The sequence below is a fragment of the Pseudomonas lundensis genome, assembly GCF_002269125.1.
In the GTDB taxonomy this organism is placed as follows: domain Bacteria; phylum Pseudomonadota; class Gammaproteobacteria; order Pseudomonadales; family Pseudomonadaceae; genus Aquipseudomonas; species Aquipseudomonas lundensis_A.
This window is the reverse complement of the sequence record NZ_NQKI01000022.1, coordinates 21,529-36,302: the sequence shown is the minus strand read 5'-3', so window position 1 is coordinate 36,302 and position 14,774 is coordinate 21,529. Positions and strand designations below refer to the sequence as shown.

The following is a 14,774-nucleotide window of genomic DNA, read 5'->3' as shown; positions in this document are numbered from 1 at the left end:
ATCACGGTGATAGCCCTCGCACTTCCCTTGGCGCTGCTAAGCTGAATCCATCTCGGCCAATCATTGAGTCGAGGGAGGTGGCATGATTCGCTCGATACTGTTTGCCAATGACCTCGGTATTTATGCGCCGCTGGTGATGCAGCACGCCTTGGGACTGGCGCGGACCTTCCGCGCGGACTTGTACGTGGTGCATGCCGTGGAGCCAATGGGGCTGTTCGCTGAGTCGGTGTTGCAGAGTTATCTCGATGAAGAGGCATTCAGCGCGCTGCACCGTCAGGGCATGAGCACCATGTTGTCGAACATTGAGCTGCGGGTATTGCAAAACCTGCGCGACGAGTTGGGCGAAGGCGGGCAGGAACTGGCCCTGATTCGCTCGGTCAAGGCGATTCAGGGGGAGCCGGCGCAGGTGATTTTGCAGCAATCGAACAGCCTGGCGGTTGACCTGTTGATTCTGGGCAGTCATGGCCAGTCCACCGCAGGGCTTCGCCGTTTGGGACGTACCGCAGCGCAGGTCATCGAGCTGGCGCAAATGCCGGTGTACCTGGTGCCGCTGCTGCAGCGCCGGCGTCGCACAGATGGTGAAGGCGCATAGAGGGCTCATAACGATAAAAAAGTTCTAGATTTCTTCTTCTGACCTTCCATATAGTTATATACCGCCGCCGATACCCTTGGCGTCTATTTGCTTTGAGGGATGCATATGAAGCTTCAACAATTGCGCTACATCTGGGAAGTGGCGCACCACGACCTCAACGTTTCCGCCACCGCACAAAGCCTTTACACCTCACAGCCGGGTATCAGCAAACAGATTCGCTTGCTTGAAGACGAATTGGGCGTCGAAGTCTTTGCCCGCAGCGGCAAGCACCTGACCCGCGTCACGCCGGCAGGCGAGCGTATCATCACCACGGCAGGCGAGATCCTGCGCAAAGTTGAAAGCATCAAGCAGATTGCCCAAGAGTTCTCCAACGAGAAGAAAGGCACCCTGTCGATTGCGACCACCCATACGCAAGCGCGTTATGCCTTGCCGCCGGTAATCAGCAACTTCATCAAACAATACCCGGATGTCTCGCTGCACATGCACCAGGGCTCGCCGATGCAAATCGCCGAAATGGCGGCAGATGGCACCGTTGATTTCGCCATTGCCACTGAAGCCCTTGAACTGTTCGGCGACCTGGTGATGATGCCGTGCTATCGCTGGAACCGCTGCGTCGTGGTGCCTCAGGGGCATCCGCTGACCAAGCTACCCAAGCTGACCCTTGAAGCACTGGCCGAATACCCTATCGTGACGTACGTGTTCGGTTTCACCGGCCGTTCGAAGCTTGACGAAGCGTTCAGCCACCGTGGTCTTACACCCAAAGTGGTGTTCACCGCAGCCGACGCCGACGTCATCAAGACCTATGTCCGCCTTGGCCTGGGGGTTGGGATCGTGGCCAAAATGGCCGTCGACACTAACCTTGATAAAGATTTGGTGGTGCTGGACGCCAGCGAACTGTTCGAGTCGAGCATCACCAAAATCGGTTTCCGACGTGGCACGTTCCTGCGCGGTTTTATGTGCGATTTCATCGAAAAATTTGCGCCGCACCTGACCCGCGAAGTGATGGCCAAAGCTATCCAGTGCCATAACAAACAAGAGCTTGAAGACCTGTTCGAAGGCGTCGAATTACCCGTTCACTAAACGCTCATGTCCGTTCCGGTAACCGGGGAGGACTAGCGGCAAGGCCCGTCTGCCTGAGACGGGCCGCTGTGCGATTACTGTTCGGCGTTGCGAGAGTGGCGGTAGTCGCTGACCGACTCATACACGGCCTTGCGCAACCGGTTGATGCCGCCAATGGGCCGATGCGCGTCAATCCCGTGCCACGGGTTGAACGACAGGTTGTCACACGTCAAATTCTGGCTTGGGGTATCAAAGTCTTGCGCGGGCACAGTGACCCGCGCCACCGTCTCGAACGGTGCCTGCGACTCTTGCCACTCAATACTGGTGTCCTCGATCGGCATGTAGCGATTGGCGTTCTGACGCTGAATTTGCAACACGAAACAGGCAGGTACGCGGTCCGTGGACAGTTGTTGAGTCAGCGCATTGCGCAAGAAATTAGGCAGCGCCTGGTTCTGCTCGGGCAGGGCGTAGGCCGGGCATCGATCAGGGTCGGGTGCTACCCGGAATTTGGCGTTTACGCTGCCAAATTTATAAGGCGAGACCGAAAAATACGTGGTTTGTATCGGGCTGGCCGGGGCAGGTGACAGCGTCGCCAAGGCAATGAACAAATGACGAACCTGCCAGTCTTTCGGGTTCCATGACGGAAAGAACGCCATGACTTTTTTGCCGTCGGCCTGCGCCCCGATGTTTTGTCGGTACTCGGCCACATCGCTGACGAAGAAATTGGGATGGTTGAACATCACAAAATCCTGTTCGGTTCGGCCTTGTTGACTGGCCATCAATTGGGTGCCCGGAACATCTAGCAATTTGATAGCCATGCCCCGTGCATCGCGAATGCTGTCAAATTGCGGGTAAGCGTTTCCGTTGGACAGGCGCACCACGGCGTGCCAGGTCTTGCCGGGCTCGGCGAAGACACCTTGACGCAGGGCCGGGTCAAGGTCGTTCAACACCTCAACCTCCGCTTTGACGCAGCCATGTGCCTTGGCGTGAGCATCGCGCAGGTAGCGGGTGTTTTCCCGGTGCTGATCGACGATTTTGATGGCGGTCTGAATCGTATCCCGGGTCATTGCGGCTTCACCGGCCGGGATTTCTTCTTGAGTCGACACGGGCCCGCGATGCTGCCAGGCATACCAGCCGGTGGCCAACGCCCAGCCGATTAACCCCAGCGCGATCAGTGCCAGCAGCAACTTGCCCAGCCATGAGCCCAGACGCGTCCAAAGAGTGGTCAGCATACAAACATCCTTTTAGTGATTGAGGCCGAGCTTCGCAATGGCCCTCTCATAGCGCGGGCAACTGTTGTTCAAGCGGGCTGCCGAGTACCTTCAGGTACTCCAGCAAGGCCCAGCGTTCTTCAGGGTGCAGCAAGCGCCCGATTACGCCATTGCCCTGCGGCCCGGCGCGAAATTCATGGCCGCTGTTGTGGTTACCACTGATGCGGGTGTCGAGCACAAAGCCACCGTCAAAGGCTTCGGTGCGATACCCCAGATGACGCGGATCGTACTCAAACGTGCCGCGGTAAAACGTTTCGTCGCGCTCGGACTGAGGCGACAGCAACTGATACAAGGTGGGGACCGAGCCGTTGTGCAAATACGGCGCCGTGGCCCAGATCCCGTCCAGCGGCCGAGCCTTGTAAGCGCGCACCTCTTGCACGGCAATCGGCAGCCCATATCCATTCAGGCGATCCTGTTCCTGCGGGCTGATTCCGGCAGCGTTGTACGCATGCTTTTCAACAAAGGCGGTGATGTACGCCAACCCTTTGGCAACGGACAGTTGATGCAAGTCCAGCGGTTCATCGCTGTGGGGGAACAATGTGACATTCATCTGCGCCAACTCAGCCGGGTCCCATTGCAGGGCGCTCACGTCGTAGCGGTTATCAGCGATGTTATTCGCGGTATTGGGATCGGTGCCAATCACGTCCAGCGGGATCACCGTGAGCTGTTGCACGCGGCGGCCATCTTCGTCCTTGACCTGCGGCACGTGGCACCCGGCGCAGTTTTCGGAGAACAGGGCTCGTCCTTTGGCGGCCAACGGGCGGTCGATCTGGCCGAAGAGGGCTTCAGGCCACACCGGCGGTTTGAGTTTTTGCAGGGTTTCTTCAATCAGGTGCAAATCAGTTACCCGAACACTCGAGGGGTAACGTGCATCACCTTGTAATGGCTGACCATGGCTGTCGAAGAAATTCAGGGTGGCACCGACGCCCAGGGCTTCCCCGATATTGCGTGCCATCGGCTGCTTGGCCGAGGCGGTCCACTGCACCCAATCGAACGTCCACATGTCCCATAAATGCGGGTAATCCACGGGGGCGTCGGCCACGCGGTAGTTGTCAGGGGATATCGCGTCGCCAAAGCTGGCATTGGCTATGCGGCCGAAGGCGTCCGTGCGGCCGGGGCCTTCCAACGTGGGGTAGAGGCCGCGATGGGTGTCATTCCAGGCCACGGCAAGGAAATTGTCTAACGAGGCTTTGAACTCGCTGCGCAACTGTTTGTGCTGCGCGTCATAGTCATCGCCCAGCACGGTGCGGGCAAAACGCTCGAATTTCCAGGGGTTGTAATACGTGGCGGCCAGGCTGGCCACTAACGCTTGGCCGAAGCTGCCACCGCGCAGGGTGGGTACGCTTGAGGGCAGCACGTGCTGGGCCGGCGCGCCATCCACGCGCAAGGCTTGCCCCTGATAACGCAGTTCGCCGGTGTGGCAGGCGGCGCAGGTGATGTCGAGGTACTCGACCGTGCTGCCGGGGTTGCTGTGGCGTGTGAAGCCCACAGGCAAGTTGCCGGGGTTGGCCGCACTGGCTTTTTGTTGTGGCTCGACCAGAAACCCGAAGCGCGCCAGATACTCGGGCGCGGCGAAGGGTTGCTGCGAAAATGGCAGCTCCAGCGCACTGAACCAGTTGTAGCGCAAACCTTTTACTTGAGTGCCTTGGGGCGTGTAGTAATACGTCTGGCGGTCTGCCGGGCTCCATTGATCCAGATAATGCAGTTGCTGCGGCGCCTTATAGGCAGGTAAGTGGGGATTGGCGGTGAAATAAACGACCACTGCAATCAGCCCCGCCACGGCCACCAGCAGGATTAGCAGAACACGGTAAAACAGACGCACTGTCACGCTCCTTGTCAATTTTTTACAGTCTTATGCCTTACAGAGTGGCTGGCATCAAGTAGCCATTAGTTCCCTCTGGAAAAAGTGCGCAAGCCTTGACAGACTGCCTTAAGTGTTAACAAAAGTTGCGGCGATTATGAATTGTGTTTTAAGCGTGAACTTCTGATCGTTTTGTCGCTCTCATGCCGGTAGCCATTGGTCGCGGCCGCCTGATAAGCTCGCGGCTTTATTCGATTGCCCATTTGGCGCATGAACAAGGAAATAGCATGAAACAGCATCGGTTGGCGGCAGCTGTGGCTCTGGTAAGCCTGGTACTGGCGGGTTGCGATTCGCAGACCAGCGTAGAGCTGAAAACTCCGGCACAAAAAGCTTCTTATGGCATTGGCCTGAACATGGGCAAGAGCCTGGCTCAAGAAGGCATGGATGATCTGGATTCCAAAGCCGTCGCCCTGGGCATCGAAGATGCCGTTGGCAAGAAAGAGCAGAAACTCAAAGATGATGAGCTGATCGAAGCCTTCTCGGCGCTGCAAAAGCGTGCAGAAGAGCGTCTGACCAAAATGAGTGAAGAAGCCTCTGCTGCAGGCAAAAAATTCCTCGAAGAAAACGGCAAGAAGGCCGGTGTCACCACCACAGCTTCTGGCTTGCAATACGAAGTGATCAAGAAAGCGGATGGTCCACAGCCAAAAGCGACCGACGTTGTGACGGTTCACTACGAAGGCAAACTGATCGACGGCAAGGTGTTCGACAGCTCGGTTGAGCGCGGCAGCCCGATTGATCTGCCGGTAAGCGGCGTGATCCCGGGTTGGGTTGAAGGCTTGCAACTGATGCACGTGGGCGAGAAGTACAAGCTGTACATTCCTAGCGAGCTGGCTTACGGCGCTCAAAGCCCAAGCCCGGCCATTCCGGCCAACTCGGTGCTGGTATTTGACCTGGAACTGCTGGGCATCAAAGATCCGGCAAACGCTGACCAGGAAACTGCTCCGGCAGCACCTGCCAGCAAATAAGCGTTTCGCGACACACAGCGCCCCGTCTCGACGGGGCGTTTGCGTTTTTGTAGTCCCCTTCTTACGCGGTTGGTCCACTCTGTGGCGGGGCTCACCAAGGCTGTAAGCCTTGAGTGCTAGTGTCAGTTGACTGCCAAGTCAATGAATTTGTGGGTTTTTTTATGTGTGTAAAAAATGCCCGATCTGAGCGCAGCCCTTATAGAACGGGCCTCTCAGAGGCCAAAATCAGCTCTGTTCACAAGGTTATCCACAATTTGTGTGGATAACATTTTTCTCCCCGCTGGCTGTTCTCCACCGCTCGATGATTTTTATCCTGCGTCAGAACAAAAACCCCCAAGACCTTATCGGCTGTTAGGATTAAGCTTCTAAGGAAAGTTCCGACTCGATTTACTTAAAAGTCTGACGGGGTTTAGTAATGGATCTTCAAATTATCAAGCGCAACGGTGAACCCGAGTACGCGGTTCTGTCATGGGAAAGCTATCAGGCACTGCTCAAGGCGGCGGGCTTGAATCAGCCGTTGGCACCCATCGAGGCACCCCCCGCGCCAGAGCCTGAGCAGGCACTGCCAGGGCTTGATCAACTGCGAAGCTTGCGCGAAGCAAAAGGGCTGGCACTTGAGGCGCTGGCACGCACGGTGGGCATCAGCCCGTCTTACCTGAGCATGATCGAAAGCGGCGAGCGACTGCCCGACAGCGCCATCAGTCGCAGCCTCGGTTGGGAGTTGGGCATCACTGGATGGAGGGACGCGTCATGAGCGTGCGCATCAGTCGTCAACACTGGGACGGATTGCTGGCTGAACTCGATCAGGCGCGCCGACAGCGGCATCTGGTGACCTACCGTGCGTTGCTGGAACGCTTGCAGTTGCCCAGCCCGGCAATGCTGACCCTGACGGCCGCCCTCGAACATTTGGCTGCCCTGGATACCAAGGCCGAGCAGCCCTTGCGCAGCTCATTGGTCATCAGCCAGGGGGCCAGTCGTTTGCCGCGCACCGGTTTTTTCGAATGTGTGCAACGACTGGGGCGTTTCAGCGGCCCGCCGGATGGCGTAGCCGCCGCGTCCTGGCATGCTTCTGAAGTGGTACGCGTGTTTGAACATGCGTACGAACATGAGGAGGCCTGAGTGTTCTGGCGACTTAAGGCGCGCTTAAGCTACTGGCTGGCGCGCAGGTTATTTCACTGGCGCTGGTGTGTACGCCAGCCGTGGTTATGGCGCTGGATGGAAGGTCAGTTTGCGCGCATGGCTAACCTGGGTGATACCGACGCTCAAAGCTTCTATGGCCACATCCTGGCCTTTCGCGGTCAAGGGCTGGGCGCCAAGGAGGAGGGCGTGCGTCTGTTGCGCCTGGCGGGTCTGGCGGGCGATGGCAAAGCCGCCTACCAAGTCGGCGTGTTCAGCCTTGCAGGAAGCGTGAACAAAGCGCCTGATGCCGCCGAAGCGGTGCGCTGGTGGATCATGGCGGCCAATGCGGGTCATCCCTTGGCACCGATCAAATTGGCAGCGTTGTATGAGCAAGGTGGTCCGGGATTGCTGGCCGATCCCGAGCAGGCCCGTCGCTATCAGGCTGTGTCGGGCTAACCCGGCGACCGTGCCAATAAAAAGGGCGGGCCGCTTCACGCGGCCCGCCCTTTTTACATCGGTGAATCAATCCACTGTTGCCGATCAACCGTTACCTTTTGGCCACCTGACCATTGAGCTTCAGGTAGTCCAGCAAGATGCGCCCGGTCTCACTCAAGTAAGCGTCATCTTCCGGTTTGGTCTTTTCAGGCTCGACCGGCAGAGCATCTTCGTCTTCTTTCTTCATTTCCTTGAGCGGTGCTTCGCCTTTGGCCTGGCGACGGGCGTTTTCCATCGCCAGTTGCTTGGCTTCAATGTCGGCGTGCTGCGCGCGGCGCTCGGCTTCATTCAGGCTGACGGTCTTCTCGTTCATCAACGTGTCTGCCAACGACAGCTTGTCACGGATAAAGATGAATTCCGCATCCTTGGCCGTGCGCGCTTCATGGTCCGCCTTGAGCTTGGCAATGAAAGGCTTGAAGGGGTCAACCGCAGGCTTGATCGCCGGGCGGATGGTGTCCCATGGCATGGCTTCAGGCAGTGCGCTTTCACCGATTTCCTTGGTGTCGATGATCGACGGAAATGCGACGTCAGGCAGAACGCCCTGATGCTGGGTGCTCTGACCGGAAACCCGGTAGAACTTGGCCAGTGTCAGTTTCAGTTCGCCATGGTTAAGCGGTTGAATGGTCTGCACGGTGCCTTTGCCGAAGGTCTGGCCACCGATGATCAGCGCGCGGTGATAATCCTGCATGGCGCCGGCAAAAATCTCCGACGCCGATGCCGACAGGCGGTTAACCAGCAACGCCATCGGGCCTTTGTAGAAAGCGCCCGGGTTTTCGTCTTCCAGGACATCGACCTTGCCGTCAGCATTACGCACCAGCACGGTCGGACCCTTGTCGATGAACAGGCTGGTCAGCTCGGTTGCTTCCTGCAACGAACCGCCCCCGTTGTTGCGCAGGTCGATAATCACGCCATCGACTTGTTCCTTCTGCAACTCGGTCAGCAGTTTCTTGACGTCGCGGGTGGTGCTCTTGTAATTCGGGTCACCGGCACGGAATGCCTTGAAGTCCAGATAGAAGGCCGGAATTTCAATCACGCCAAGTTTGTAGTTTTTGCCGTCCTGTTTCAGGTTCAGGATCGACTTCTTGGCCGCTTGCTCTTCAAGCTTCACGGCTTCGCGGGTGATGGACACAACCTTGCTGGTCTGGTCATTCGGCGCATTGCTGGCCGGAATCACCTCCAGGCGCACGACAGAGCCTTTAGGGCCGCGAATTAACTTGACCACTTCGTCCAGACGCCAGCCGATGACGTCGACCATCTCTTTGTCGCCTTGTGCAACGCCGATGATTTTATCCGCCGGGGCAACCTGCTTGGTCTTGTCCGCCGGGCCTGCTGGCACCAGACGCACGACCTTCACTTGGTCGTTATCGCTTTGCAACACGGCGCCAATGCCTTCCAGCGACAGGCTCATGTTGATGTCAAAGTTTTCCGCATTATCGGGCGACAGGTAATTGGTGTGCGGGTCGTAAGACATGGCGAAGGTGTTGATATACGCCTGGAAGATGTCTTCGCTGCGGGTCTGATCAAGGCGCGACAATTGGTTCTTGTAACGCTTGGTCAGCAGTTCCTGGATTTTTGCAGGCTCTTTGCCAGCAATTTTCAGGCGCAGCACTTCGTCTTTAAGGCGTTTGCGCCACAGGTCGTTGAGTTCGGCTTCAGTCTTGAGCCACGGCGCGTCCTTACGGTCGACCTCCAGTGTCTCTTTGGCGTTGAAGTCAAACGAGTCGACCCCCTTGTTCAGCTCTGCAAGAGCGAAGTCCAGACGCGATTTGACCCGGTCCAGGTAGCGCTTGTAGATCGTGAAGCCAGGGTTGAGGTCGCCGCTTTTGAGGAAATCGTCAAATTGGGTTTTCCATTTGTCGAATTCGGCAATATCGCTGGCCAGGAAATAACTGCGCGAGGGGTCGAGCAGCTTCAGGTAGCTGTCATAGATGATCACGGAACGTGCGTCATCCAGTGGCGGCTTGCTGTAATGATGGCGCTTGAGCAGCTCAACAACGTTAAGACTGGCAATTACCTCATCACGATCGGGCTGAAGGTTATCCCAACTGTTAGCGGCGAATGTATTGGCCGAAAGCGGCAAAACGCCGAGGCCAATGAATAGGGCAAGTGCGGTGCTAGGGAATAAATGCTTCATGCTGATTCGACGCGGGGGCAATTGATAACGCATATTAGGCCGTCTTTGAAGTCGCCGGTTCCATCAAGGACCGGTCGCATAATGCAAAAAGCCCGGTGCTTCAGCGCCGGGCTCAGTCCGGACTCACTATGGAGGCACTGTGAAAGCATTGCAAGGCGTTGAAGGTCAAGTGAAGTGGGTTGAAGAGCCAAGTCCCACCTGCGATGCAGGGCAAATTCGGATTCGTGTGGCGGCAGCGGGGCTTAACCGTGCCGATCTTTTACAGCGTGCGGGGCTCTATCCGCCACCGCCAGGCGCCAGTCACGTGCTGGGCCTGGAATGTTCGGGCGTGATCAGCGAAGTTGGTCCCGGATCGTCGTGGCAAGTGGGTGACCGGGTATGTGCGCTGCTGGCCGGGGGCGGCATGGCCGAGGAAGTGGTGGTGGATGCGCGCCATGCCTTGCCGGTGCCTGAAGGTTTGTCGCTGGTTGAAGCCGCGGCATTGCCCGAGGTGTACAGCACTGCCTGGTTGAACTTGTTCCAGCTGGCCGGTTTGAAACCCGGTGAAAAAGTGCTGTTACACGCAGGTGCGAGTGGCGTCGGTTCAGCCGCCATTCAACTGTGCAAAGCCTTTGGCAGCCCGTGCTGGGTCAGTGTGGGGTCTGCAGAGCGCCTGGCGTATTGCCAAGCACTGGGGGCGCAGGGTGGCGTGCTGCGTAACGAGGGGCTCGACAGCCTCAAGGCGCTGGGGCCGTTCGACGTGGTGCTGGACCCGGTGGGTGCCAATTACGTGGAGTCCAACCTGACGTTGCTGGCTCAGGACGGTCGCTGGGTGCTGATCGGTTTGATGGGCGGGCGCAAGGCTGAGCTGGATCTGGCCATCGTACTGGGCAAGCGGATCCAGCTGTTGGGTTCGACCCTGCGCAGCCGTGACGACCAGTTCAAAGCGGACTTGCTCAGTAATTTGGGTCAGCAAGTATGGCCTTTGTTCACCGAGAATCGTTTGAGCCCACAACTGGCTAAAACCTTCCCGATTGAGCAGGCGCAAGAAGCGTTTGATGAGTTGGCCGGCAATCAGGTGTCCGGCAAGCTGGTGCTGGTGATTGACCCCAGCCTGGTGTAAATCGGCCAAGCCCCTGTCCTGTGCGGAGAGGGGCTTGGGCGCTTACTTCCAGTGATGAACCGGCCACCCGGCTTTTTCAGCGTGTTCACGCAATACCGGGTCAGGGTTGACCGTGTGCGGGTGATCCACTTTCAGCAGCAGCGGCAAGTCGTTGCGTGAATCGGAATAAAAACTCGCCCCTTCCAGATTTTCTTCTTCGGCGTCCAGCCACTCCAGCAAGCGGGTGATCTTGCCTTCGCGGTACGTCAGCGTGCCAACGGTGTTGCCCGTGTATACCCCGTGCTTGATCTCCAGCTCAATGCCCAGCACCTCATCGATGCCCAGGCGTTTTGCAATCGGCTTGACCAAATGGGTGCCTGAGGCGGAAATCACCAAAATCCGGTCTCCGGCCTTGCGATGGGCAGCAATGGTGCGGGTGGCGTCACTGAATATGATCGGCTCGATAGCGTCTTCCACCCAGGGCTCGACCAGGTGTTCAATCTCTTCAGGTGTGCGGCCGATCATTGGCTCAAGGCTGAATGCCATGTACGCCTCCATGGCCAGCTCGCCCCGGCTGTAGGCATCCATGAGTTCATTGTTACGCTTCATGAACGACTCGGGGTCGACCCAGCCCAAACGGCCCATCTGTTCGCTCCACAGGGTGGCGCAGTCGCCGTGAATGAGGGTTTCGTCCAGATCAAAAATTGCCAAAGCCATCAGCGCGACTCTCTTTTCAGTGAATTCAAGAACATCAGGCTACCTCACGCAGGGTGCTTGGATCGATGGTCAGGGCAGCCCGCTGGCCATCCGGGAGCAAATCCGCCGATGAGCGATTGAGCACGTCGACGATCAACTCCACGCCGCGGACTTCTACGCGATAGCGGATCACATTGCCCAGCAGGCTGTGGCTGCGGATCAGTGCGTCGGGTTCGCCTTGCAGGCTTAATCCAAGGGTCTCGGGACGGATTGCGATACGGCTGGTAACCGGACGTTGCAACAGGCGCGTGGCCGCCTCCGGATCCAGCAGGTTGTAGTTACCAATAAAACCGGCCGCAAAGGCATCCACCGGGGCTGCGTACAGGGTTTGCGCATTGCCGCTTTGGACAATGCGGCCCTGGTTCATCAAGAAGATGCGATCACTCATCGTCAGCGCTTCTTCCTGGTCGTGGGTCACGAAGATGGTGGTCAAGTTAAGTTCGCGTTGGATCTGACGAATCTGCTCGCGCAAGTGTTTGCGAATCCGTGCATCCAGTGCAGACAGTGGCTCGTCCAGCAGCAACAGGCGCGGGCGAGTGACCAGCGAGCGCGCCAGCGCCACGCGCTGGCATTGCCCCCCCGACAACTGATGCGGGTAACGTTTGGCGTAGTCATTAAGCTCCACCAGTTGCAGCACCTCAGTTACCCGCTTATGGCTGTCATTGGCATTGACCTTTTGCATGCGCAGGCCAAAGGCCACATTTTGCTCGACCGTCATGTTGGGGAACAGCGCGTAACTTTGAAACACCATGCCAATGCCGCGCTTTTGCGGGCTCAGCGGGACAATGTCCTGACCGTCGAGCAGGATTGTGCCCTCGTCCACGGGCGTCAGCCCGGCAATACAGCGCAGCAGGGTGGACTTGCCGCACCCCGACGGGCCGAGCAGGGTGACGAATTCTCCCTTGGCGATGCTGCAATTGATGTCGCTGAACACCGGGGTGCCGGAATAGCTTTTTTGCAGATGTTCGACGCTGACGAAGCTCATTGGCTTTTGTCCTTGTTCAATAAGGTGGCAACCCAGGTCAGCACCAATACAAAGAGGAAATAAGAGATCACCAGTGCGCTGGTGAAATGGCCGCTGCTGTTGCGCATGTTGTTCAGGAACACCTGCAGGGTTTCGTAGCGGGTGCCCACCAGAATGTTGGCAAACACGAACTCACCGAAGAGGAACGAGAACGACAGCAGCAGCGCTACCAGCAAGCCTTTGCGCAAGTTGGGCAGCACCACCAGAAACGCAGCTTGCCAGGTATTGGCGCCCAGCAATTGAGCAGCGTCCATCAAGTCGCGCAGGTTGATTGCCTGCAGATTGTTGGTGATAGCGCGGTACATGAAGGGCAGCGCGACAGTGAAATAACAGCCAATCAGAATCCACGGGGTTCCCACCATTTGCAGCGGGCCGGAGCCATACAGTTGCAGCAGGCCCACCGACGACACCACGGGCGGCACGGCAAAGGGCAGCAGGATCAGAATGTTCATTAGCGCGTCGAGCTTCGGGAAGTGGTAGTGCACCACAAACAGCAACGGCAAAATCAGCACCACCGACAGCGCCAGTGCTGCCACGCAGACCAGCAGCGACTGCCCGAATGCCGCCAGAAATCGCGGATCGCCCCACAACTGGATGTACCACTTGAAGGTGAACCCGTTGGGCACAATGGTGGCCGACCAACTGCTGGCGATGGAGTAGATCAGCGTGCCCAGTAACGGCAGCAGCAGGATCAGGAACAGCAGCCAGACCACACTACGGTGATACAGGCTGGCGGATGTGGATTCAGCGCGCGACATGGTAAGTCCTCTTCAACAGCCACTGATGCACCAGCGTCACCAAGGTCATCAAACCCACCAGAATCACGGCCAGGGCGCTGGCCATGTTCGGGTCGAGGCTGATATCGCCCGATACCAACGCGGCAATCCGGATCGGCAATACGTTGAAGTTGCCGGTGGTCAACGCGTAAACCGTGGCGTAAGCGCCCAAGGCATTGGCCAGCAAAATCACGAACGTGCCAAGCAGGGCGGGGGTGAGTACCGGCAAGCCAATAAAACGCCAGAATTGCCAACTGTTGGCGCCCAGCAGCGAAGCTGATTCGCGCCAGTCTTCACGCAGCGAGTCGAAAGCCGGGTACAGCAGCAACACGCCCAGCGGGATCTGGAAATAGGTGTAAAGAATGATCAGCCCAGTTTTGGAGTACAGGTTGAAATCCTCGATGATCCCCGCCTGTTTGAGCATGATCGTGATACTGCCGTTGAACCCCAGCAGGATGATGAAGGCAAAGGCCAGCGGCACGCCGGAGAAATTACTGGTCATGTTGGCAAAGGCGTTGACGAAATTACGCAGCCGCGAATCCACTTTGCGCAGTGAATAAGTGCCCAGCACCGCGATCACAATGCCAAATACGCTCGACCAGAAGCTGATCTCCAGGCTGTGCTGAATCGCCTGTCTGTAAAACTTTGAACTGACAATTTTGCTGAAGTTGGCCAGGCCCCAGCCGCTGTCTTGCGATTGCACGCTGTGAATCAGCACCCACACCAAGGGTGCGATCTGGAACACGATAAAAAACACCGCGAACGGCAGCAGGCATAACAAGGCGAGCCATTTCCCTCGACTCATGGGGCGGGCCTCAGCAGGTCGTGGCACACGGGCTTGTCATGGGCCACGCCCAGTAATTGGCATACCGTGCCGCACAGCTCGGTTTGCCGAGGTTCAACGTCGGGGTTGAAGCTGAACGCTTCGCCCAGCACAAACAGCGGGACCTGGCGTTCCTCGTCGAGCAAGCCATTGTGCGAGCGGTCATTGTTCATGCCATGGTCGGCAGTCACCAGCACCTGATAACCCGCGTCCAGCCAGCCTTGCAGGTAGTCAGCCAGAATGATGTCGGCCGAGCGCGCACTGTTTCGGTACTGCGCCGAGTCCAGGCCATGTTTGTGCCCGGCATCGTCAATGTTCATCGGGTGCACCAGCAGGAAGTCGGGCGAATGTTTAACACGCAAATGCTCTGCGTCAGCGAACAGGTGCGAGTCGGGGTAGTGATCGGTCCAGTAAAAATGCCCGTACTGGATCGGGTAATCCGGTGCTTCGGTGTGGCGGTCACGCGGGATGATAAACGGCGAGCGGTTATACAGTTCGCTGACCCAGTGATAGGCCGCGGCGGCCGTACTCAGGCCCGCTGCGCGGGCGTAGTGGAACACGCTGCGCTGGTGGGACAGACGCGACACATTGTTGTGCACGATGCCGCTGTCAATGGGCGATACGCCGGTCAGGATGCACTCGTACAGCGGGCGCGACAGTGAGGGTAATTCACACGCCATTTTGTACAGGGCTGCCCGTTCGGCACCCACATACGCCTGCAAATGCCCCATGGCATGGCGGGCAACTTCGTAATTGAGTCCGTCGAGTACTACCAAAATGACCTTGTGTTTCATCTACCACTCCGCAAGCGAAAGAGC

At 57.7% G+C, this 14,774-nt stretch carries 15 protein-coding genes; 7 read left to right on the top strand and 8 right to left on the bottom strand.

Annotated elements, in window-relative coordinates; genetic code table 11:
- The first annotated feature begins 82 nt into the window (after positions 1-82).
- Together CJF39_RS14455 and cysB are read left to right on the top strand one after the other, a co-directional pair.
- The gene (locus CJF39_RS14455) at positions 83-592 is read left to right on the top strand and encodes a universal stress protein (RefSeq protein WP_094994030.1); all 510 of its coding nucleotides are present in this window, start codon (positions 83-85) and stop codon (positions 590-592) included.
- Positions 593-697: 105 nt separating this feature from the next.
- A complete protein-coding gene (gene cysB, locus CJF39_RS14450; RefSeq protein ID WP_047277772.1) occupies positions 698-1,672 on the top strand; it encodes an HTH-type transcriptional regulator CysB in 975 nt (324 codons plus the stop codon).
- A 74-nt stretch (positions 1,673-1,746) separates the two neighbouring features.
- Here cysB and CJF39_RS14445 read toward each other — a convergent pair whose 3' ends face one another.
- Positions 1,747-2,883, bottom strand: coding sequence for a catalase family protein (locus CJF39_RS14445; protein ID WP_094994029.1), 1,137 nt, complete (start codon positions 2,881-2,883; stop codon positions 1,747-1,749).
- Positions 2,884-2,929: 46 nt separating this feature from the next.
- Positions 2,930-4,744 (bottom strand): di-heme-cytochrome C peroxidase, encoded by a 1,815-nt coding sequence (locus tag CJF39_RS14440; protein WP_094994028.1) that lies wholly within the window; start codon positions 4,742-4,744, stop codon positions 2,930-2,932.
- Between the two features lie 266 nt (positions 4,745-5,010).
- On the opposite strand from CJF39_RS14440, the gene CJF39_RS14435 reads away from it, so the two are divergent.
- From CJF39_RS14435 to CJF39_RS14420, 4 genes are all read left to right on the top strand, one after another.
- Positions 5,011-5,748 carry an FKBP-type peptidyl-prolyl cis-trans isomerase gene (locus tag CJF39_RS14435; RefSeq protein ID WP_094994027.1) on the top strand — a complete coding sequence of 246 codons (738 nt, stop codon included), beginning with the start codon at positions 5,011-5,013 and terminating at the stop codon, positions 5,746-5,748.
- Between the two features lie 415 nt (positions 5,749-6,163).
- Positions 6,164-6,502: a helix-turn-helix domain-containing protein gene (locus CJF39_RS14430; RefSeq protein ID WP_094994026.1), complete on the top strand. Its 339-nt coding sequence runs from the start codon at positions 6,164-6,166 to the stop codon at positions 6,500-6,502.
- Positions 6,499-6,867, top strand: a complete 369-nt coding sequence (locus CJF39_RS14425) for a hypothetical protein (RefSeq protein ID WP_094994025.1) — start codon at positions 6,499-6,501, stop codon at positions 6,865-6,867. The genes CJF39_RS14430 and CJF39_RS14425 overlap by 4 nt, the downstream gene beginning before the upstream one ends.
- Complete coding sequence (locus tag CJF39_RS14420) at positions 6,868-7,323, top strand: SEL1-like repeat protein (protein ID WP_094994024.1); 456 nt, start codon at positions 6,868-6,870, stop codon at positions 7,321-7,323.
- Between the two features lie 91 nt (positions 7,324-7,414).
- Here CJF39_RS14420 and CJF39_RS14415 read toward each other — a convergent pair whose 3' ends face one another.
- Entirely contained in the window at positions 7,415-9,496 is a 2,082-nt protein-coding gene (locus CJF39_RS14415) for a carboxy terminal-processing peptidase (protein ID WP_169965958.1), read from the bottom strand.
- Positions 9,497-9,635: 139 nt separating this feature from the next.
- On the opposite strand from CJF39_RS14415, the gene CJF39_RS14410 reads away from it, so the two are divergent.
- On the top strand, positions 9,636-10,598 hold the full coding sequence (locus tag CJF39_RS14410; protein ID WP_094994022.1) for a zinc-binding dehydrogenase: 963 nt from the start codon (positions 9,636-9,638) through the stop codon (positions 10,596-10,598).
- A gap of 42 nt (positions 10,599-10,640) precedes the next feature.
- On the opposite strand, the gene CJF39_RS14405 is transcribed toward CJF39_RS14410, so the two are convergent.
- Genes CJF39_RS14405 through CJF39_RS14385 form a run of 5 tightly spaced genes read right to left on the bottom strand, consistent with a single transcriptional unit; the run spans position 10,641 to position 14,750 of the window.
- Complete coding sequence (locus tag CJF39_RS14405) at positions 10,641-11,294, bottom strand: HAD family hydrolase (protein ID WP_094994021.1); 654 nt, start codon at positions 11,292-11,294, stop codon at positions 10,641-10,643.
- 34 nt (positions 11,295-11,328) lie between these two features.
- Positions 11,329-12,318, bottom strand: coding sequence for an ABC transporter ATP-binding protein (locus tag CJF39_RS14400; protein WP_094994020.1), 990 nt, complete (start codon positions 12,316-12,318; stop codon positions 11,329-11,331).
- Entirely contained in the window at positions 12,315-13,115 is an 801-nt protein-coding gene (locus CJF39_RS14395) for an ABC transporter permease (protein WP_094994019.1), read from the bottom strand. Before CJF39_RS14395 ends, CJF39_RS14400 begins: the two co-directional genes overlap by 4 nt.
- Positions 13,102-13,938, bottom strand: a complete 837-nt coding sequence (locus CJF39_RS14390) for an ABC transporter permease (protein WP_094994018.1) — start codon at positions 13,936-13,938, stop codon at positions 13,102-13,104. The genes CJF39_RS14395 and CJF39_RS14390 overlap by 14 nt, the downstream gene beginning before the upstream one ends.
- The gene (locus CJF39_RS14385) at positions 13,935-14,750 is read right to left on the bottom strand and encodes an alkaline phosphatase family protein (RefSeq protein ID WP_094994017.1); all 816 of its coding nucleotides are present in this window, start codon (positions 14,748-14,750) and stop codon (positions 13,935-13,937) included. The genes CJF39_RS14390 and CJF39_RS14385 overlap by 4 nt, the downstream gene beginning before the upstream one ends.
- Positions 14,751-14,774 lie beyond the last annotated feature (24 nt).